At 61.7% G+C, this 19686-nt stretch carries 21 protein-coding genes; 11 read left to right on the plus strand and 10 right to left on the minus strand.

Translation table 11 applies throughout. From position 1 onward, the window contains the following. Positions 1–56: 56 nt before the first annotated feature. Positions 57–809 (minus strand): AraC family transcriptional regulator, encoded by a 753-nt coding sequence (locus tag ACOCLD_RS09240; protein WP_422911668.1) that lies wholly within the window; start codon positions 807–809, stop codon positions 57–59. A gap of 125 nt (positions 810–934) precedes the next feature. Here ACOCLD_RS09240 and ACOCLD_RS09245 point away from each other — a divergent pair, with 125 nt between their 5' ends. Continuing rightward, entirely contained in the window at positions 935–1753 is an 819-nt protein-coding gene (locus ACOCLD_RS09245) for a UDP-2,3-diacylglucosamine diphosphatase (RefSeq protein ID WP_422911669.1), read from the plus strand. After that, complete coding sequence (locus ACOCLD_RS09250; protein WP_422911670.1) at positions 1750–2811, plus strand: glycosyltransferase family 4 protein; 1062 nt, start codon at positions 1750–1752, stop codon at positions 2809–2811. The genes ACOCLD_RS09245 and ACOCLD_RS09250 overlap by 4 nt, the downstream gene beginning before the upstream one ends. On the opposite strand, the gene ACOCLD_RS09255 is transcribed toward ACOCLD_RS09250, so the two are convergent. Together ACOCLD_RS09255 and ACOCLD_RS09260 are read right to left on the minus strand one after the other, a co-directional pair. Next, positions 2801–4189, minus strand: a complete 1389-nt coding sequence (locus ACOCLD_RS09255) for an adenylate/guanylate cyclase domain-containing protein (RefSeq protein WP_392539365.1) — start codon at positions 4187–4189, stop codon at positions 2801–2803. The two genes, ACOCLD_RS09250 and ACOCLD_RS09255, sit on opposite strands and share 11 nt — an antisense overlap. Positions 4190–4355: 166 nt before the next feature. Further along, positions 4356–4673 (minus strand): Mpo1-like protein, encoded by a 318-nt coding sequence (locus ACOCLD_RS09260; protein WP_257778066.1) that lies wholly within the window; start codon positions 4671–4673, stop codon positions 4356–4358. Between the two features lie 157 nt (positions 4674–4830). Between ACOCLD_RS09260 and ACOCLD_RS09265 the strand changes: the two genes are divergently transcribed. After that, the gene (locus ACOCLD_RS09265; protein ID WP_422911671.1) at positions 4831–5832 is read left to right on the plus strand and encodes an AraC family transcriptional regulator; all 1002 of its coding nucleotides are present in this window, start codon (positions 4831–4833) and stop codon (positions 5830–5832) included. A 246-nt stretch (positions 5833–6078) separates the two neighbouring features. Here ACOCLD_RS09265 and ACOCLD_RS09270 read toward each other — a convergent pair whose 3' ends face one another. Next, on the minus strand, positions 6079–7533 hold the full coding sequence (locus ACOCLD_RS09270) for a TrkH family potassium uptake protein (protein WP_422911672.1): 1455 nt from the start codon (positions 7531–7533) through the stop codon (positions 6079–6081). A 79-nt stretch (positions 7534–7612) separates the two neighbouring features. After that, positions 7613–9067 (minus strand): TrkH family potassium uptake protein, encoded by a 1455-nt coding sequence (locus ACOCLD_RS09275; RefSeq protein WP_422911673.1) that lies wholly within the window; start codon positions 9065–9067, stop codon positions 7613–7615. 151 nt (positions 9068–9218) lie between these two features. On the opposite strand from ACOCLD_RS09275, the gene ACOCLD_RS09280 reads away from it, so the two are divergent. Next, on the plus strand, positions 9219–9590 hold the full coding sequence (locus tag ACOCLD_RS09280; RefSeq protein ID WP_233684214.1) for a YkgJ family cysteine cluster protein: 372 nt from the start codon (positions 9219–9221) through the stop codon (positions 9588–9590). A 69-nt stretch (positions 9591–9659) separates the two neighbouring features. Beyond that, complete coding sequence (locus ACOCLD_RS09285) at positions 9660–10217, plus strand: nitroreductase family protein (RefSeq protein ID WP_422911674.1); 558 nt, start codon at positions 9660–9662, stop codon at positions 10215–10217. Here ACOCLD_RS09285 and ACOCLD_RS09290 read toward each other — a convergent pair. From ACOCLD_RS09290 to ACOCLD_RS09310, 5 genes are all read right to left on the minus strand, one after another. Then, entirely contained in the window at positions 10192–11526 is a 1335-nt protein-coding gene (locus tag ACOCLD_RS09290; protein ID WP_422911675.1) for a sensor histidine kinase, read from the minus strand. The two genes, ACOCLD_RS09285 and ACOCLD_RS09290, sit on opposite strands and share 26 nt — an antisense overlap. A 64-nt stretch (positions 11527–11590) precedes the next feature. Beyond that, positions 11591–12013 carry an LTXXQ domain protein gene (locus ACOCLD_RS09295; protein WP_422911676.1) on the minus strand — a complete coding sequence of 141 codons (423 nt, stop codon included), beginning with the start codon at positions 12011–12013 and terminating at the stop codon, positions 11591–11593. Positions 12014–12143: 130 nt separating this feature from the next. Next, positions 12144–12821 (minus strand): response regulator transcription factor, encoded by a 678-nt coding sequence (locus ACOCLD_RS09300; RefSeq protein ID WP_422911677.1) that lies wholly within the window; start codon positions 12819–12821, stop codon positions 12144–12146. Between the two features lie 4 nt (positions 12822–12825). Next, entirely contained in the window at positions 12826–13227 is a 402-nt protein-coding gene (locus tag ACOCLD_RS09305; protein WP_422911678.1) for a translation initiation factor 2, read from the minus strand. Positions 13228–13278: 51 nt separating this feature from the next. Then, complete coding sequence (locus ACOCLD_RS09310) at positions 13279–13578, minus strand: YciI family protein (RefSeq protein ID WP_422911679.1); 300 nt, start codon at positions 13576–13578, stop codon at positions 13279–13281. Between the two features lie 150 nt (positions 13579–13728). Here ACOCLD_RS09310 and ACOCLD_RS09315 point away from each other — a divergent pair, with 150 nt between their 5' ends. The 6 genes from ACOCLD_RS09315 to rluB all read left to right on the plus strand — a co-directional run bounded on the left by ACOCLD_RS09315 (position 13729) and on the right by rluB (position 19641). Further along, positions 13729–14592, plus strand: a complete 864-nt coding sequence (locus ACOCLD_RS09315) for a PHP domain-containing protein (RefSeq protein ID WP_257778075.1) — start codon at positions 13729–13731, stop codon at positions 14590–14592. Positions 14593–14605: 13 nt separating this feature from the next. Beyond that, positions 14606–15235, plus strand: coding sequence for an L-threonylcarbamoyladenylate synthase (locus tag ACOCLD_RS09320; RefSeq protein ID WP_257778261.1), 630 nt, complete (start codon positions 14606–14608; stop codon positions 15233–15235). Between the two features lie 48 nt (positions 15236–15283). Then, entirely contained in the window at positions 15284–16498 is a 1215-nt protein-coding gene (locus tag ACOCLD_RS09325) for a tryptophan--tRNA ligase (RefSeq protein ID WP_422911680.1), read from the plus strand. Between the two features lie 173 nt (positions 16499–16671). After that, positions 16672–17370, plus strand: a complete 699-nt coding sequence (locus ACOCLD_RS09330; RefSeq protein ID WP_233684534.1) for a segregation and condensation protein A — start codon at positions 16672–16674, stop codon at positions 17368–17370. A gap of 2 nt (positions 17371–17372) precedes the next feature. Further along, the gene (gene scpB, locus ACOCLD_RS09335; protein ID WP_422911681.1) at positions 17373–18164 is read left to right on the plus strand and encodes an SMC-Scp complex subunit ScpB; all 792 of its coding nucleotides are present in this window, start codon (positions 17373–17375) and stop codon (positions 18162–18164) included. Between the two features lie 301 nt (positions 18165–18465). Continuing rightward, positions 18466–19641, plus strand: coding sequence for a 23S rRNA pseudouridine(2605) synthase RluB (rluB, locus tag ACOCLD_RS09340; protein ID WP_422911682.1), 1176 nt, complete (start codon positions 18466–18468; stop codon positions 19639–19641). Positions 19642–19686: the final 45 nt, after the last annotated feature.

Genomic DNA, 19686 nt, shown 5'->3' on the forward strand with positions numbered 1-19686 from the left:
CAGTCTAGGGCGCGACCGGGCAGAAGTCTGTCGCAGGACTTGCGGGGTTTGTCGCGTTACTCGCGGTGCAGGCGCAAGGCGCGGGCAGAGCGGCCGAACTGCCGGGTCAGCGCGGCGGTAAAGGCGCTTTGCGAGCTGTAGCCAACCTGGGCGGCGATTTCGCCAATCGCCAGGTTGCTGTTTTGCAGCAGTTGCCGCGCCAGCTGCAGGCGACGACGGCGGACATACTCCATGGGGGTTTGCCCGGTTTCGTTGAGAAAGCGCACATGAAAACGCGCTGCTGACAGCCCGGTCAGGCGCGCCAGGTCATCGACCTGCAGTGGATATGCCGCGTGCTGGTCGATATGCGCATCCAGTGCCGCTAGCGGCAGCCTGATGGCGGTATGCACCGGGCTGTCACCATTGGCCAGGCTGGCCAGGAGCAGCGCCGCGCCTTGCTGGGCGATCACCGGGTCATTGATCGGGCTGGCGGCCAGCCAACTGACCAGCTGGCTCTGCGCCGGGCTGAGGCTGACGGCCGCCGGTTTCTCCAGCAGACGGCGCGTGGCATCCAGGTGTTGGCCCAGCTGCTGTTGCAACCAGCATTCGTCCGGCACGTCGAGCACCAGGCAGTGGCTGCCGCTCCTGCTGCCGCAGGCGTGTTGTGCCTCGCTGGGTACCACGGCCAGGGTCTGGCGAGTGACCTGGCTGCCTTGGCCGGCCACTTCGAACTCCAGCAAGCCGCTCAGGCCGAAGACCAGCTGTGCGTGGTCATGGCTGTGGCTGAGCAGTTCATGGCTGTAATGACGCAGCGAAAGCAGCGAGTGCATGGCGGACTCCTTGTTCGGCCAGTCAGTTTATACCCTTTGGCGTGTGTCACTGAATTGCCACGGCGCTGTCATGCGCCTTTCACCGCGCCTGCACAGACTCGAGCAAACCCAGCCGGAGGTCGTCCATGACCAGCGCCCAGCTCGCCAAGCCCAGCCGCAAGCAACGTGTCCGTACCCTGTGGATTTCCGATGTGCACCTGGGCACCCGGGATTGTCAGGCCGAACACCTGGCGGCGTTTCTCAAACGCTACCAGACCGACAAGATCTACCTGGTCGGTGACATCATTGACGGCTGGAAGCTGCGCAGCGGGGTGTACTGGCCGCAGTCGCACAGCAACGTGATCCGCCGGCTGCTGACCATGAGCAAGCGCGGCACCGAGGTGATTTACGTCACCGGCAACCATGATGAATTTCTGCGCCGCTATTCCAGCCTGATGCTCGGCAATATCCAGTTGGTCGACGAGGCTGAGCACTTCACTGCCGATGGCCGTCGGCTGCTGGTGATTCATGGTGATCAATTTGATGTGATCACCCGTTATCACCGCTGGCTGGCCTTTCTCGGCGACTCGGCCTACGAGTTCACCCTGACCCTCAATCGTTGGCTGAATTACTGGCGTAGCCGCTATGGCTACGGCTACTGGTCGCTGTCGGCCTACCTCAAGCACAAGGTCAAGACGGCGGTGAACTTTATCAGCGACTTTGAAGAAGCCATCGTCCACGAATGCGCCAAGCGTGGTTTCAACGGCGTGGTTTGCGGGCATATCCACCACGCCGAGATTCGCCCGATGGGTGAGGTCGAATACATGAACTGTGGCGATTGGGTGGAGTCCTGCACGGCGCTGATCGAGCATCTGGATGGCAGCATTGAGTTGTATCGCCTGGCCGATGAGCAGGCGCGATTGCTGCAATCCCAGCCAGTAACAGCCGCTGAGCCTGTCCTGTGAGGATTCTGATCGTCTCTGACGCCTGGTCGCCGCAGGTCAATGGCGTGGTCACCAGTCTGCAGGCGCTGGTCAGTGAACTGCGTGGTCTTGGTCATCAGGTCAAGCTGCTGTCACCGGCGGACTTTCGCGCGCTGCCATGCCCCAGCTACCCGGAAATTCCCCTGGTGTGGAACCTCTGGCGGGTTGGCCCGGCGATTCGCGCGTTTCGCCCGGACTGTGTACACCTGGCCACCGAAGGCCCGCTGGGCTGGGCCGCGCGGCGCTGGCTAAGCAAGCGTGGTCTGGCGTTTTCCAGCGCCATCCATACGCGTTTTCCCGAATACGTGCACACCCGCTGGCCCTGGATTCCACTGCGCTGGGGTTATGCCTTTCTGCGCGCCTTTCACCGGCCGAGCCAGGCAGTGCTGGTGACCACCGAACGCATGCGCGAGGAATTTGCCGGCTGGGGCTTCAAGCGTTTGGTGCTGTGGCGCAAGGGCGTCGATACGCGGCTGTTTCGTCCATCCGAAACGCGGCCAAGCCCAGCCAATCCGGTGTTTCTGTATGTCGGGCGGATTGCGCCGGAGAAGAATATCGAGGCTTTTCTTGCCCTCGATCTGCCGGGGCAGAAGCAGGTGGTCGGTGATGGGCCGCAGCGCGAGGCGTTACAGGCGGCTTATCCGCAGGTGCGCTTTCTCGGCTACCAGCATGGCCAGGTCTTGGCCGAGGCGTACCAGAACGCCAGCGTGCTGGTATTTCCCTCGCGTACCGATACCTATGGTCTGGTGATGCTCGAGGCTTTGGCCTGTGGCACGCCGGTGGCGGCGTTTCCGGTCGCGGGGCCGTTGGATGTGCTGCAGGCGGGCGTTAGCGGGGTTCTGCATGAGGACCTGCGCACGGCCTGTCTGGAGGCTGTGACACTGGATCGCCAGCGCTGTGCCGAGCTGGCGGCGCGGCAATCCTGGCGCGCCTCGGCGCTGGAGTTTCTGGCGCAGCAGCCACTGCTTGATGGTGAGCTGTGCATGCCGGAACCTCAGCGGTTGCCCGCCGCCGCCCCTGTCCGGCTATCTACAAGATGATCTTGTCACGCAGCTTGTCGGCGGCCTGATTGAGCGCCTGGATGACTTTTTCCTTGTCGAAGTTCTGGATACCGTTGGTGTCCAGGTACATGGAAAAGCCCGGCAGTTCGTGTTCGACATAGCTGGAGGTGGCGCCCAGGTCGCGGCGGAAATCCACCACCTGATAGATCTGCACCGGGCGGGTGAAGCCCTTGACGTTGATCTGGCCCTTGTCGCGGCACATGATCACGTCCTTGATCAGCGAATAGGTCTCGTGGGAAATCAGGATTTCCCCGGATTCGGCAGCGCTTTCCAGACGGCTGGCGAGGTTCACGTCGCGGCCGATGATGGTGTAGTCCATGCGCGTGTCGGCGCCGAAGTTGCCCACCGTGCAGTAACCGGTGTTCAGCCCCATACGGATTTCCAGCGGCTTGGTGATGCCCTGGGCACGCCATTGTTGGCGTAGCACTTTCATGTGTTTGCGCATGGCGATGGCCATGGACACGGCATTCACCGCATCTTTCTTCGCGCCTTTGCTGGCAGGGTCGCCGAAGAACACCATCACGCTGTCACCGACGAACTTGTCGATGGTGCCGCCGTATTTCAGGCAGATCTTCGACATTTCGTTGAGGTAGGTGTTGAGTAGGTCTGTCAGCGCCTCGGCTTCCAGTTCCTCGGACAACTCGGTAAAGCCCTTGATGTCGGAGAAGAACACCGTGAGCTTCTTGCGCTGGGTTTCCAGGCGCACGCTCTTCTTGCCGGTGAAGATTGACTCCCAGACCTGCGGCGACAGGTACTTGGCCAGGTTGCGCGCCAGGCGTGCAGCCTTTTCCTGTTCGCGGGTGATTTCGCTGCGCACCTGAGCCAGGCGCAGACCTTGCTGGTGCACGAAATAGGCGGTGATGCAGATGTACAGGGTGGTAAAGGCGATGCTGACCAGCGCGACCAGCGCAGGGGTGTGTACGTTGGGCGTGGCACCGATCAGCGCGAGGATAAAGACCGCACTGCTCAGGGCAATCAGGGCTGCCAGGCCAAGGTAACGCAGGCCGCCGATGACCAGGGCGCTGAACGTCATGATCAGTAACGCCATGAGGCTGGGGACCACCGAGAACCCCAGTAGCGCGACGGCGCCACCACAATGCAGGGCGTCGATAAACAACAGGCTGAGGGTCGTGCGCTGCGGGTGCTCACGCTTGAAACGCAGGCTCAGATGATGCGCCAGGTGTGGATAGAGCAGCGCGTAGGGCACCATCCAGAGAATGTCGTAGCCGAAATGCTTTGTATAAGTGCCGGCGGCAATACTGGCAGCGATGGCAATGTAGGCCAGCACGCGAGAGTAGTACTCGCGTAGCGGCGGTGCCGGTAATGCAGAAAGACGGGGGGCGCTTTTGACATTCATCCGATGGGGCTATCCCTACTGCGTTCTCATGCACCTCTACCGGGTGCCTGGGGTGCACGCCATGGCTGGCGTGCAAAATAGCCAGGGATCATAACCAAGCCCACCCCGCCCGCCAAGCGCGGCAGCCGAACGGCGCTGCGGCCTGAGCGGGCTGCAGCAATGGGCTCTAGAACTTGATGCGTCCGGTAAACGCATCCTTGAGCATCACCCAATCGCCCATCAATGAGTAAAGCGGATAGTCGAAGGTGGCCGGACGGTTCTTTTCGAACACAAAGTGGCCAATCCAGGCAAAGCCGTAGCCAATCAACGGAATGCTCAGCAGCCACAGCCACTGCTGTGTGCCCAGGGCGTAAGCCAGCATACACAGCACCAGCAGGCTGCCGACATAGTGCAGGCGGCGGCAGGTGGCATTGCTGTGCTCCTGCAGGTAATAGGGGTAGAACTCGGCGAAACTGCTGAAGCGCTCGCGGGTTTCAGTGCTCATCTGGGGCTCCTCTTCTTGTTTTGCACGGCACCAGGCTTGCAGCGCTGGCGGCATACTTGCAGTCTAGGTTGACTGACGCGCTGGGCCACTGACATTCAGTGCCAGTTTAGTATCCTTCCGTCGCCCTTCAGACTCACTAATAAGAACTGAACAAGTCATGAGTGAACGTACCACTTCATCCAGTTGGGCCTCCGGGATTGTCGCGGCACTGGAACTGGGCGGGGTTGATTGCCGCAGCCTGTTTGTCCAGCTGGGTCTCGACTATGCGGCGCTGAGCAATCCCGATGCACGGTTTGCCCAGGATGCCATGACCCGCCTCTGGCACCTGGCGGTTGAGGCCTCCGGCAACCCGGCCATCGGCTTGAACATGGCGAAAGCCCTGCGGCCATCCTCGTTCAATGTGGTGGGTTACGCGGTGATGAGCAGCCGTAATCTGCAGGAGGGTTTTGCGCGTCTAGTGCGCTATCAGCGGATTATCGGTGAAGGCGCCGACCTGTGTTTCCACCCGACAGCCGAAGGTTATGAAATGCTCCTGGCGATTCATGGTGATCGCCTGCCTTCCGCACGGCAAAGCGCTGAAGCCTCGTTGGCCTATTCGCTGGCATTCTGCCGTTGGCTGACGGGCAAGCCGCTGCGCCCGCGCCTGGTCAGCCTGATGGGGCCGGCGCCTGAGGACTTGCTGCCTTATCAGGAGGTATTTCAGTGCCCCTTGAAGTTCAACGCCGAGCGTTATGCGCTGTTGTTCGAGCGTGCCGATCTGGATGAGCCGTTGCCGTCGGCCAATGAGGCCTTGGCGCAGCTGCATGATCGCTTTGCCGGCGATTACCTGGCGCGCTTTTCCGGCTCGCGGGTGACTCACCAGGTGCGTCAGGTGCTGTGTCGTCTACTGCCTCAGGGCGAGCCCAAGCGTGAGGCCGTGGCCCAGGCGTTGCTGTTGTCCGAGCGCACCTTGCAGCGGCGCTTACAGGATGAGGGCACCAGTTATCAGCAGCTGCTCGATGACACCCGCCGCGAGCTAGCAGGCCAGTACCTGGGCCAGGCCAATCTGACCCTGCTGGAAATTTCCTACCTGCTGGGGTTTTCCGACCCGAGCAACTTCTTCCGCGCCTTCCGCCGCTGGTTTGACACCACCCCAGGTGAGTACCGCGCGCGTTTGTAATTACGTCCTTGAATCTGTTTATGAGCTCGCGAGCTAGAGCCATGCAAGGCAAAAACAGGCGAGGAACGTAGCGCAGCGGAGTAACAGCCAACGGCTGGCCCGCAGGGTGAGCGCAGCGAATCAAGCGGAGTGTACTTTTGTACATGAGTATTACTCGTTTCACTCGCCCTTCGGGTCGCGCTAAAGCGCGTTAGCCGCAAGCGGCATCCGAGCCTGTTTTTAACGCAGCAGGTCGTAAATAGATTCTTAGTGCCGCCAGAACGCCGGCAACATCAGCACCAACACGGTCAGAATTTCCAGGCGTCCGAGCAGCATGCCGAAGGTCAGCAGCCATTTGGCTGTGTCTGGCAGGCTGGAAAAGTTACCCGCCGGGCCGATGATCGGCCCCATGCCGGGGCCGACGCCGGACACGGTGCTGGCCGCGCCGCTAAGCGCGGTGATCCAGTCCAGACCGCAGAGGGTCAGGGCCAGGGCCAATACGGCAATGGTGATGGTGAAGAAGAATGAGAAGGTCAGGATCGAACGGACGATGTCTTCATCCAGATTGTGCCGGTTGTACTGCTGCTTGATCACCGCGCGGGGGTGTACCAGCTGCATCAGGTTGGCCTTGAGCAGGGTGTAGGCGACCTGGAAACGGAAGATTTTCAGCCCGCCCGCCGTTGAACCCGAGCAACCACCGATAAAGCCCAGGTAGAAGAACAGCATGCCGGCAAAGCCGCCCCACAGGGTGTAATCGCCGAGTGCAAAACCAGTGGTGGTCATGATCGACGTGGTGTTGAAGGCTACGTGACGAATGGCTTCCAGCCAGTGCAGATCAGTACTCAGGTAGTACCAGGTCCCGAGTGCCAGCCAAGTGCTCAGCAAAATGCCGAGGAAGCCGCGCACCTGTTGGTCGCGGATCAGGGCTTTGTAGTTACCGCGTAGCATCGAAGCAAACAGCACGAACGGCACGCTGCCGAGAATCATCAGCACGATGATGACCCAATGCACCGCCGGCTCGCTCCACTTGCCCAGCGATTGATCCGAGGTGGAAAAACCGCCCGTGGCGATGGCCGACATGGTGTGGTTGATTGCGTCAAACCCGCCCATGCCCGCCGTCCACAGGGCCAGGCAGCCGAGCAGGCTGATACCCAGGTAGGCCGCGACCATGTATTTGGCCACCATGTGCGAGCGCGGCATGATCTTTTCGGAGCGATCCGATGACTCGGTCTGGAACAGACGCATGCCACCGATTCGCAACATCGGCAAAATGGCCACGGCCATGGCGATAAAACCGATGCCGCCGAGCCAGTGCAGCAACGAGCGCCAGATCAGAATCCCTGGCGACATGCTGTCCAGGCCAACCAGTACGGTGGCGCCGGTGGCGGTAATCCCCGACATGCTTTCGAACACCGCATCGGTCAGCCCCAGGTGCTGCGAGAACATAAAGGGCAGGGCGGCGAACAGCCCTACCAGCACCCAGCTGGATACGGTCAGCATGTACATGTCGCGCGGGCGCAGTTGCACATCCTTGGGCCGGCCCTGGACGATCATCGTCATGCCTGCGATGAAGGTGATCAGGCTGGACCAGAGAAAGGCATTGAGCTCATGCGGTCGGTCGAACAGCACCAGCGTCAGCATCGGGATGGTCATGCTGATGGCCAGCGTCAGCAGAAAGATGCCGTTGATGAACATGATGATTCGCAAGGTCGGCCAGGCCATCTACGTGGTTTCCATGTCTGTAGACCAAAGGTCTAGGTACGAGTCAGGGCATGCCATTTGACGCAACGTTCAGTGTGTATCAGTGCCGCCAGAATGCGCGGGTAATCAGCACCAGTACGGTGAGAATTTCCAGGCGACCGAGCAGCATGCCGAGCGTCAGCAGCCATTTGGCAGAATCAGGCAGTGTTGAGAAATTACCCGCCGGGCCAATGATCGGCCCCAACCCCGGGCCCACGTTACACACCGCTGTAGCCGCGCCGGTAAGGGCGGTGACCCAATCCAGACCGATCAGCGCCAATCCCAGGGCGATCACGCCGATGGTGATGGCGAAGAAAAACGAGAAAGTGATCAGCGAGCGGACGATCTCTTCATCGAGGTTGTGGTTGTTGTACTGCTGTTTGATCACCGCCCGCGGATGAACAAGCTGCTGCAGGTTGGCCTTGAGCAGCACATAAGCCACCTGGAAGCGAAAGATCTTCAGGCCGCCGGAGGTCGAGCCCGAGCAGCCGCCGACAAAGGTCAGGTAGAAGAACAACAGCACGGCGAAACTGCCCCAGGTTGTGTAGTCGCCGAGGGCAAAGCCGGTGGTGGTGACCACCGAGGTGACATTCACCGCGACGATGCGAAAGGCGTCCAGCCAGCTGTTGTCCGAGTGCAGCCACAGCCAGGTGCCAAACACCAGCCAGGTCATCAGCAGAAAACCGAGAAAGCCGCGTACCTGGTGGTCCCTGATCAGCGCTCTGCGATTGCCGCGCAGGGTGGCGACATACAGGGTGAATGGCAGGCCGCCGAAGATCATCAACACCACGGCCACCCAGTGCACGGCCGGCTGGGTCCAGTTGGCCAGCGATGAGTCCGAGGTCGAATAGCCACCGGTGGAGATTGAGGTCATCGCATGGTTGATGGCATCGAAGGGCGTCATGCCGGCCAGCCAGAAGCCAAGAAAGCCGCCCAGGGTCAGGCTCAGGTAGATAAACAGGATGTACTTGGCCGCCATGTGCGAGCGTGGCATGACCTTCTCGCCCCAGTCGGAGGATTCAGTCTGGAACAGGCGCATACCACCGACCCGCAGCAGCGGCAGAATCGCCACCGCCATGCCGATAAAGCCGATACCGCCCAGCCATTGCAGCATCGAACGCCAGATCAGCAGACCGGGGGAGGCCTGGTCCAGTCCGACCAGGATGGTAGAGCCTGTAGTGGTCACGCCGGACATGGTTTCGAAGAAGGCGTCGGTGTAGCTGATGTGGTGAATCAAGACCATCGGCAGGGCGGCAAAGATGCACACCACCAGCCAGCTGCCGGTGGTCAGCAGGTACATGTCCCGAGGGCGCAGCTGCGCGTCTTTGGGGCGCCCTGGAATGATCATGGCGATGCCGGCGATGGCGGTTACCAGGCTCGACCAGAGAAAGGCACTGAGGTCATCCGTGCGCGAATAGAGCAGCAGCGTCAGCATCGGGATCAACATGCTGACGGCCAGGGTGATCAGGAAAATGCCGAGGATGAAAGCGATGATGCGCAGTGTCGGCAATGACATGGAGGCTGGCTCGGGCTCTGGGGCAAAGGGGCGTCATTCTACGCGCGCTGTAGCCGCTGTACAGCCGCCACATTGGGTGCTTTACAAGCGCTTGGCGCTGCATAGAATAGCCGCCAGGTGCCGGCCCTTGCCGGTTTCTGAGCCTTCCATCATGTCCGAAAGCAATCCTTGTCTGAGTTGTGGCGCCTGCTGCGCGTATTTTCGTGTGTCATTTTTCTGGGGCGAGTGCCAATCGGCCGGCGGTTTGATGCCGGACGATCAGGTGGTGCTGATCACCCCGCACCGTGTTGCCATGCGTGGCACGGAAAGCAAGCCTGCGCGTTGTAACGCCTTGCTCGGCGAAGTCGGCCAGGGGGTGCGTTGCACCCTGTATGAGCAGCGTTCCAGCACCTGCCGTGAATTCGAGGCGTCCTGGGCCAATGGCGAGCACAACCCGCATTGTGACGCCGCGCGTCAGGCGCACGGCCTGCCGCCTCTGACGCCGCCGATCATGCCCAGCGTGTCGCCGGACCGAGTGGCCTGAGCCTGCGGATACCCGTCAGCCCCGCACAAGCACTAGAATGGCCACCTGAATAAATACTTGAGGTGGCTGATGGACGCTCTTGATGCGCTGCTTAACCGTGTATCCGCGCCGCGCCTGATTGCGCCGGCACCCGATGCTGCACAGCGTGACCTGCTGTTCCGTGCGGCATTGCGCGCACCTGACCATGGGCAGATGCGCCCCTGGCGTTTTCTCACCGTGGAAGGCGAGGCGTTGACCCAGCTGGGCGAACTGTTTGCCAGCGCCTTACCCGCCGATGCCAGCCCTGAAGCCCTGAGCAAAGCTCGCGCCATGCCGCTACGGGCACCGTTGCTGGTGCTGGTGATTGCGCGGGTGCAAGCCAGTGCGAAAGTGCCGGCGCAGGAGCAGGTGCTGGCGGCAGGCTGTGCGGCGCACGCAATCCTGCTGGCGGCCCATGCCCAGGGCATCGGCGCGGTCTGGCGTACCGGGGATATGGCGTACAGCCCACAAGTGGCGGCTGGTCTGGGCCTAGCGGCCGATGAGCAGCTGATTGCCTACCTCTACCTGGGTACTCCGGAGCGCGAATTGCGCGCGGTGCCCCAGGTGCAGGTCAGTGAGTTTGTCAGGGCCTGGCCTGCGGCTGAGTAAGTGGCACACGCAAGGTGGCGACAAAGCCGCCTTGCGCATGGTTCGCCAGCTCAAGCTGGCCGCCATGCCGTTCGGCGGCGCGACGGGCGATGGCCAAGCCCAGGCCATGACCGCTGCTGGTCTGCCCGGGCGCGCGGAAGAACGGCTCGCCCAAGCGGCTCAGGTGTTCAAGCGCGGCACCGGGCCCATGATCGCGCACGCTCAGGCACAGCTGCTCGCCCTCACGGCGGGCGCTGATTTCGATCGCGTGCCCCGTTGGGTTGAAGCGCAAGGCGTTGCGCAGAAGGTTATCCAGCGCGCGTTGCAGCATGTCCGGCCAGCCGTTGAGCTGCAGGCCGCTTTCCAGCTGAATCTCGATCTTTTGCTCCGGCGCGTCCAGGCGCGCGTCCTCCTGCAATTTGTGCAGCAGCTCATCAAGGTTGATCGGCTGCGCTGCGCCTGGTTCGGCATCGAGGCGGGCGAGGGTGAGGATTTCACTGATCAGCGCTTCCAGGCGATCACATTCCTGACTGAGGCGTGGCCAGTAGCTTTCCCGTGTGGCGGCATCGGCGCGTTCGGTCAGGGCCAGAGCAATGCGTAGCCGCGCCAGTGGCGAGCGCAGTTCATGGGACACGTCTCGTAGCAGTTGCCGCTGGCTGCTGATCAGGCCCTGCACGCGTTCGCCCATGCGGTTGAAGTCAGCCGCCAGCACGCCCAGTTCATCGCGCCGTTCGGCCAGTTTGGCCAGGCTGTTCTGTTGATAGGCGGTTTGCCCCAGGTCATGTACGGCGCCGCGCAGGCGGTTTAGCGGGCGGGTGATCGACAGCGTCAGCCAGAGGCTGAACAGGGTCAGTACCAGCATGGCGATACCCAGGGCGCTGAGCGGCCACAACAGGCTGTCGCGCTGCCAGGCGGCAATTTCTGGCAGTGGGATGCGGTAGATCAGCAGGTAGGTTTCGCCGCTTTGCGGGCTGGTGTACTCGGCGCTCAGGCGGCGCCAGGGCAGGCGTTTTTCATTGCGGTGACGCGCTTCGAACGCCGCCGCTCGGGGTGGAAAGGTGCCCTCGACCAGCGGCTGGCCACTGTCATCGAGTACCTGCACGTCGATGCGGAACTTGCGTTTGCGTTGCTCCAGCAGAGCCTGGGCGGCACGCGGGCCTTGGCTCTCGTAACGCTGCGTCCACTTTTCGGCAAAGCGCTCCAGTGCCGGGTGCTGGCTGAGCAGCCAGGCGTCCTGATTGAGCATGCGCCCAAGCAGCATGGACAGCCCGGCAACCAGGGCGATCGCCAGCCAGAAACTGGCAAAGATGCGCCAGAACAGTGAACGCACGGCTATTCCTCATGCAAAAAACCGCCGAGCCTGTTGGCTCGGCGGTGGTGGGGTGGCTTCAGGCTTAGTTGGCCTGCTTGTCCTTCTCGGCTTTCCAGGCTTTGAACTCGGCCATTTCTGCACGACGCTCGTTCATTTTCTGCTGGTGTTCGTCGAAGGCTTTCTGTTGTTCGGGCTTGAGCAACGCGCGGATCGCCGCGTGCTGTTTGTCCTTGGCTGCCTTCAGCTCATCCTGCATGGCTTTCTGTTCAGCCGCTGGCAGCTTGCTCAGGTAGCGCTGGGTGATGTCATGGCGACCTTTCATCTGCTCGCCCATCAGCTTACGGATTTCGCGGTGTTGCTCTTTGCTCAGGTCGAGTTCTTTGAACATGCGGGCGCCATGTTCGCCATGGTGGCCGCCGCCGTGCCGTGGACCACCCTCAGGCATGGCCATGGCCAGAGTTGGCAGTGTCAGGGCGAGCAGTGCAGCAGTCAGGGTCTTGCGCATGGTGTGTCTCCTTGTCTGAAACCGGTCAACACCGGATGAGCCCAGTCTAGGGCGGTCAAGGTCAAGGGCCGTCAGGGCAAGGTAAAGCTTGGGTAAAGAGCGTGGCGCGGTGGATTTACCGATGCGGCGCTCAGACGCTGTAGTAGTAGCCGCGGCTACGCAGCGCCAGAATGCGCTGGCGGCCGTCGGCATGTGGGCCGAGTTTCTTGCGCAGGTTGCTGACGTGCATGTCCAGGCTGCGGTCGTACAGGGTCAGCTTGCGGCCCAGAGCCAGCTGCGCCAGTTGCTGTTTGTCCACCGGCTCGCCCGGATGTTGCAGCAGCGCTTCGAGAATGCGGCTTTCCGAGAGGGTCAGCAGTACTTCCTGCTCGCCCAGGGTGACGGTGCCACGTGCCTGGCTGTAGTGCAGGTCGCCGAGATCCAGCGGGCTGCTTGGACTGGCTGGCAGGCTGCGGCGCAATACCGCGCGCAGGCGGGCGGTAAGTTCGCGGGGATCACAGGGTTTGGCCAGGTAATCGTCGGCGCCCAGCTCCAGGCCGAGAATCCGATCCAGCGGTTCACCGCGGGCCGAGAGCATCAGTACCGGCAGTTCCGGGTGGTCGTTGCGCAGCTGCTTGAGCAATTCCAGGCCGCTGCCATCAGGCAGCATGACATCCAGCACCACCGCATCCGGGCTGGATGTACCCAAGGTCTGGCGGGCGCTGCTGCCATCATGGCAGGCGCTGACCTGAAAGCCTTCCTGGGTCAGCCAACTGGTCAGCAATTCGCAGAGTTCGACATCGTCGTCGATTAACAGCAGGTTGCTCATGGGGTCAGTTGAGCCACTCACTACGGGAGCGCCGACCACGCCGCAGCACCGCGCCGATAATCACCCCCAGCAGGCCGGCTCCGGCGCCGATGGCAAACCACATCTGCTGCTCGCTGACCAGCGGTTGTGGTGCGCTGGCCTGGACTTTCTTCAGCTGGAGTTTGAGGCGTTGGTTCTCCTGGCGCAGGCGCTGCAATTGCACGGTTTCACGTTCGCCTGAGCTGCTTTGCAACTCCGCGCTGAGGGCTTCGCGCTGCTCTTCGCTGAGTGCCAGGCGCTGTTCCAGATCATCGATTTGCGCTTGCGCCGAGGTGGCTTCTGCCAGCGGTTGAGGCGGGCTTTCTTCGGCTAGGGCGATAGCCGGCAAGCACAGGGTCAGGAGCAGAAACAGTGGGCCTGGACGCATCGGAACTCCTATTTTTTAGTTGTTATCGGGTTGTTCAGCGAAAGAATGGCTTCAAGGCAGAACCAGCTTGAAGGGTTTCACCGCGACGCTGGCATACACCCCGGCGGCGCGATAGGGATCGGCATCGGCCCATTGCTGCGCGGCCAGCAGTGATTCGAACTCGGCGACGATCAGGCTGCCGGAAAAACCGGCCGGGCCTGGGTCATTGCTGTCGACGGCCGGGTGCGGCCCCGCGAGAATCAGACGGCCTTGGCTTTTCAGCTGCTCCAGGCGCGCCAGGTGCGCCGGGCGGGCATTCAGGCGGTTTTCCAGGGAGTTCGGCACATCGGTGGCAATGATCGCGTAGAGCATTTCTATCCTTAATAAGGTATTCGGCACAGGCCACTGCCAGGGAGAAAAGCAGCCTGTCCGGGCAAAGTCGAGGAAATATTGGCGCAAGCCAGCAAGAATCTACATCTGCCGGCATAATAACAAACATAAATGACTCGGAAAGTGCCCCCTATGGACGTTGATTTGCATTGCCACAGCACCGCTTCGGATGGCGCCCTGGCGCCCGCTGTGGTGGTGGCGCGGGCGTTCGAGCGAGGTGTGCGTCTGCTGGCGTTGACTGATCACGACACCCTCGACGGCCTGGATGAGGCGGCACAGGCGGCGCAGGCTCTGGGCATGCAGTTGGTCAATGGCATCGAACTGTCCTGCACCTGGGGTGGTGCGACCATTCACGTGCTGGGTTATGCCTTTAACCGTGATGCGCCGGCCCTGCAGCAGGCCATTGCCGAACTGCATGAAGGGCGCTGGTTGCGCGCTGCGGAAATCGCCAAACGCCTGGAAGCCAAGGGCATGCCGGGAGCGCTGGAAGGTGCGCGGGCTTTGCAGCAAGAGTTGGGTGACAGCGGCAATGCGCCGGCGCGGCCGCACTTTGCCGATTTTCTGGTGCACAACGGTTACGTCAAGGATCGCGCCGAAGCATTCCGCAAGTGGCTCGGCTCGGGCAAGTTGGGTGATGTCAAACAGCACTGGCCGGAGCTGGCGCAAGCTGTTGATACCCTGCGTCGCGCTGGGGCCTGGGTCAGCCTGGCGCATCCCTGGCAGTACGACTTTACTCGCAGTAAGCGGCGCAAGCTGATAGCTGACTTTGTTGGCGCGGGCGGCCACTCGCTTGAAGTTGTCAATGGCATGCAGCCGGCCGAGCAAGTCGGCAGCCTGGCGATTCTGGCCCGTGAATTTGGCCTGTTCGTCACCGCCGGCAGTGATTTCCATGCGCCGGGTCAGTGGTCTGAGCTGGGTGTTTATCGCCCGGTGCCCGAGGATCTACCGCCCTTGTGGGCACGGTTTCAACATGTCCAGCAGCCTGCTGCAATTTGACCAGGGCCTTAGCGTGAGCCAATTCTTCCAGATTCATCCGGAAAACCCGCAAGCGCGCCTGATCAAACAGGCCGTGGAGATCATCCGCAACGGTGGGGTGGTGGTCTACCCGACCGATTCCTCCTACGCGGTTGGTTGCCATATTGGCGACAAGAACGCGGTGGAGCGTATTCGCCGCCTGCGTCAGCTGGACGATAAGCACAACTTCACCCTGGTGTGCCGCGACCTGTCGCAGCTCAGTACCTTTGCCAAGGTCGATACCGCCGCCTTCCGTCTGCTCAAGAGCCATACCCCCGGGCCTTACACCTTTATTCTCAACGCCACCCGCGAGGTGCCGCGCATGCTGCTGCATGCCAAGCGCCGCACCATTGGCCTGCGCGTGCCCAGCCACCCGATTGCCATGGCCTTGCTGGCGGAGCTGGATGAGCCGCTGATGAGTGTCAGCCTGATCCTGCCGGGGGAAACCCTGCCCATGAGCGACCCGTATGAGATGCGCCAGATCCTGGAGCATCAGGTCGATCTGATCATCGATGGTGGCTTTGGCGGGCTGGAGGCGTCCACCGTGGTCAGCCTTCTCGACGACGAACCTGAGGTATTCCGGGTCGGTTGCGGGGATCCATCGCCTTTTACGGATGACCTGTGAGCCTGTCTCGCTATAATCCGGCTCTTTCGAGTTTTCAGGTAACCGGTTTTGAGTCTCGTAGACGCTGAACGTCGCGTATTGTCTGGCATGCGCCCAAGTGGTCAGCTGCACCTGGGGCACTATCAGGGTGTGCTGAAAAACTGGGTGAAGCTGCAGCACAGCTATGAGTGCTTCTTCTGCATCGTCGACCTGCATGCGCTGACCACCGATTACGACGATGTCGGCCCGCTGTCGCAGCGGGTCATGGACATGGCGGTGGACTGGCTGGCGGCTGGTGTCAGCCCCAGTTCTGCGACCCTGTTTATCCAGTCGCAAGTCCCTGAGCACGCCGAGTTGCACCTGCTGCTGTCGATGATCTGTCCGCTCAGCTGGCTGGAACGCGTGCCGTCTTATAAAGAACAGCAGGAACAGCTGCACAGCAAGGACCTGAGCACCTTCGGCTTTCTCGGTTACCCCCTGCTGCAGGCCGCTGACATCCTGCTGTACCGCGCCGGTGTGGTGCCGGTGGGCGGTGACCAGCTGGCGCATATCGAGTTTGCTCGTGATGTGGCGCGGCGCTTCAACCATCTGTACGGGCGTGAGCCAGGCTTTGAGGAAAAGGCCGAGGCGGCGATCATAAAATTGGGCAAGAAAACGGCGACGCTCTACAACAACTTGCGCAGGGCCTATCAGGAGCAGGGCGACACTGAGGCGCTGGAAACCGCACGGGCGTTGCTCAAGGATCAGCAGAGCATCACCCTGGGCGACAAGGAGCGTCTTTACGGTTACCTGGAAGGTGGCGGCAAGATTGTGCTGATCGAGCCGCAAGCCATGCTCGGCGAGGCGCCCAAGTTGCTCGGGCTGGATGGCGGCAAGATGTCCAAGTCCAACAACAATGCGATCTTCCTGCGTGACAGCGGTGCGGTGATCGAGGAGAAGATTCGCCGCATGCCGACTGATCCGGCGCGGGTGCACCGCGATGATCCCGGTAATCCGCAACACTGCCCGGTGTGGCCGTTGCACCAACTGTACTCGACCGATGCCACCTGCGAGTGGGCGCAGCAAGGTTGCCGCAGTGCCGCAATCGGCTGCCTGGAATGCAAGGCGCCCCTGGCCGAGGCCTTGCAGCGCGAGTTGCAGCCCTTGCAGGCGCGAGCCGCGGATTATCAGGACAGTCCCGATCTGGTGCGGCAGATTCTTGCCGATGGCGCTGAACGGGCGCGTTCCGAAGCGCGGGAAACCTTGAGTGAAGTGCGCCTGGCTCTTGGCCTGAATTACCGCTGAACCTAACGCTGCATCTAATTTCGAGAGTGATCATGTCCAGCGTGCCAGCCCCGGAACACCCCGACAGCCATCTCCAGGATCAGGCTCATGCGCAGCAGGAGCTGCCGTTTGCCCTGGTGTATGGCCAGGCGGTCACCGAAATGCCGCTGGACTTGTACATCCCACCGGATGCCCTGGAGGTATTTCTCGAAGCCTTCGAAGGCCCGCTGGACCTGCTGCTGTACCTGATCCGCAAGCAGAACATCGATGTGCTGGACATCCCGGTGGCGGAAATCACCAAGCAGTACATGGGCTATGTCGAACTGATGCAGTCGGTGCGTCTGGAACTGGCCGCTGAATATCTGGTGATGGCGGCCATGCTCGCCGAGATCAAGTCACGCATGCTGCTGCCGCGCTCCAGCGAAGCCGAGGCCGAAGAAGACGATCCGCGCGCCGAGCTGATCCGCCGCCTGCAGGAGTACGAACGCTACAAGGCAGCGGCAGAGGGGATCGACGGCCTTAGCCGGGTCGGTCGTGACCTCACCGTGCCGCAACTGGATGCCCCGCAGGCGCGGGCACGCAAGCTGCTGCCGGATGTCAGCCTGGAAGAACTGCTGCTGTCGATGGCCGAAGTGCTGCGCCGCGCCGATATGTTCGAGAGCCACCAGGTCACCCGTGAAGCGCTGTCGACCCGCGAGCGCATGAGTGAAGTGTTGGAGCGCCTCAAGGGCGGCGCCTTTGTGCCTTTTGTCAGCCTGTTTAGTGCCGATGAAGGCAAGCTTGGTGTGGTGGTGACCTTTATGGCGGTGCTGGAGTTGATCAAGGAATCCCTGGTCGAACTGGTGCAAAATGAGGCTTTCGGACCAATCCATGTGCGCGCACGGGCTGAATAAGCATGAACCTTAACGAACCTCGTGAGCTGGCCGGCCTGCTCGAAGCCTTTCTGCTGGCCTCCGGCAAACCGCAATCGCTGGAGTGTCTGTTTGAGCTGTTTGAAGAGGCCGAGCGGCCGGAGCCGGCGGTATTCAAGAAGGCGCTGACGCACCTGGGCAAGTCCTGCGAAGGGCGCGCTTTCGAGCTGGTGGAAGTGGCGTCCGGCTACCGTCTGCAGGTGCGCGAGAAATTCGCGCCATGGGTGGGTCGCCTGTGGGAAGAGCGCCCGCAGCGCTATTCGCGGGCCATGCTGGAAACCCTGGCGCTGATCGCCTATCGCCAGCCGATCACCCGTGGCGAGATTGAGGATGTGCGCGGTGTGGCGGTCAACAGCCACATCGTCAAAACCCTGCTGGAGCGTGAGTGGATTCGCGTGGTCGGTTACCGCGATGTGCCGGGCAAGCCGGCGATGTTTGCCACCACCAAGGGCTTTCTTGATCACTTCAACCTGAAAAGTCTCGACGAATTACCGCCGCTGGCCGCGCTGCGCGAGCTGGAGCCGGAGCCAGTGTTGGCCTTTGAGGATGACCCGCAGGTGCCAGAGGGCTTGCAGGCGCGCGCCGACCTGGCCTTGGCCGATGAACCCGCCGGTGAGGCGAGCGAGGAAACCAGCTTTAGCAGCCTGCTGGCCGAGCTGGACTCGATGGAGCAGGGTCTGAAGATTGACTTCGATGACTTACCCGAGCAGGACGATGAACGTGACGATGTCGATGAGTCTCACGAAAACCTGGATAAAGAACAGCTGTCTGACTGAGACGGCTCGCTAGCCTGCGTAGGATGTAGCCACTGATCAGCGGTAGCCCGGATAAGCCTTGGCGCAATCCGGGATGGCAGCTCCCCGGATTTCATCCGGGCTACGGCGCGGCCGCGAACGAAACATCAACACACCCTTGTGCATAGGCGCCGATTGTCGTAAAGGCTGACGGCCACCGATCAGCCAGCTAGCCTCACCTCGTGCGTATGCGCTGCGTTTCGCGTATGCTCCGCGCCCCTTCGACAAGCAGGCACTGCCTGAATTGTCCTTATCACCAGAGAAAACACCGGGAGGTGCCCAGATGAGTGAATCCGAAGAATACAGCCCCGCAGGCGAGAAACTGCAGAAAGTCATGGCGCGTATGGGCCTGGCTTCACGCCGTGAAATCGAAGCCTGGATCAGTGCCGGCCGCGTCAAGGTCAATGGTGCGGTCGCCAGCCTCGGCATGCGCGTTGATCTGCACGACGCCATTGCCGTCGATGGCAAGGTGATCCGTCGCGAAGAAAGCGCCGAGAGCGTGCGCCGCGTGATCATCTACAACAAACCCGAAGGCGAGATCTGTACCCGCGACGACCCGGAAGGCCGTCCGACCGTATTTGACCGTCTGCCACGGCCGAAAGATGGCCGCTGGATCAATATCGGCCGCCTCGACATCAACACCACCGGCTTGCTCATGTTCACCACTGACGGTGAACTGGCCAACCGTCTGATGCACCCGTCCTACCAGATGGACCGTGAATACGCGGTGCGCGTGCGTGGCGAAGTCGACGAAGAGATGATTGAGCGCCTGAAAACCGGCGTGATGCTCGAAGACGGCCCGGCCAAGTTCACCGACATCAAGGAAGCGCCTGGCGGTGAAGGCTTCAACCACTGGTACCACTGCGTGGTGATGGAAGGTCGTAACCGCGAAGTGCGTCGCCTGTGGGAGTCCCAGGGTCTGGTGGTCAGCCGCCTGAAGCGCGTGCGTTTCGGTCCGGTGTTTATCACGTCGGACCTGACCATGGGCCGCTGGCGCGAAATGAGCCAGCGCGAAGTCGATATCCTCAGCGAGGAAGTCGGCCTCAAGCCGGTCGCTCTGCCGGAGATGAAAGAAAAGACCCGTGACAAGCTCGACCGTTTGCAGCGCAAATCGGCCAAGCCGGTGGGCCGTGCCGCGCGTCCGGAGCGCACCTTGCGTCCGGCGCATGGTGGCCCGGCCACAGCGGGTGATCAGGGCCGTTCGCGTCCTGCCCGTGGTGACGGTAGTGAGCGCCCAGCACGTAGCCCGCGTGGTGATCAGAGCAAAGGTACACCGGTCGCCGAACGCCCGAGTGACGTCAGCAAGAAGCGTCCGGCCAAGCCGGGTGCGCAGCGTCCTGGCGTTGAGCTGACGGATCGGCCAGCGCGCAAGCCGGCCGGTGCACCGGTCAAGCGTCGCAGCCAGCCGGGCCGTGAAGGTCAGCGGCCGGGCTTTGGCCGTGATCGCAAGCCGGAATAAGGCGTTCTAAGTGGTAATAAAAAGGCGACCCTAGGGTCGCCTTTT

Source organism: Pseudomonas cimarronensis (genome assembly GCF_049331905.1).
GTDB lineage: Bacteria > Pseudomonadota > Gammaproteobacteria > Pseudomonadales > Pseudomonadaceae > Aquipseudomonas.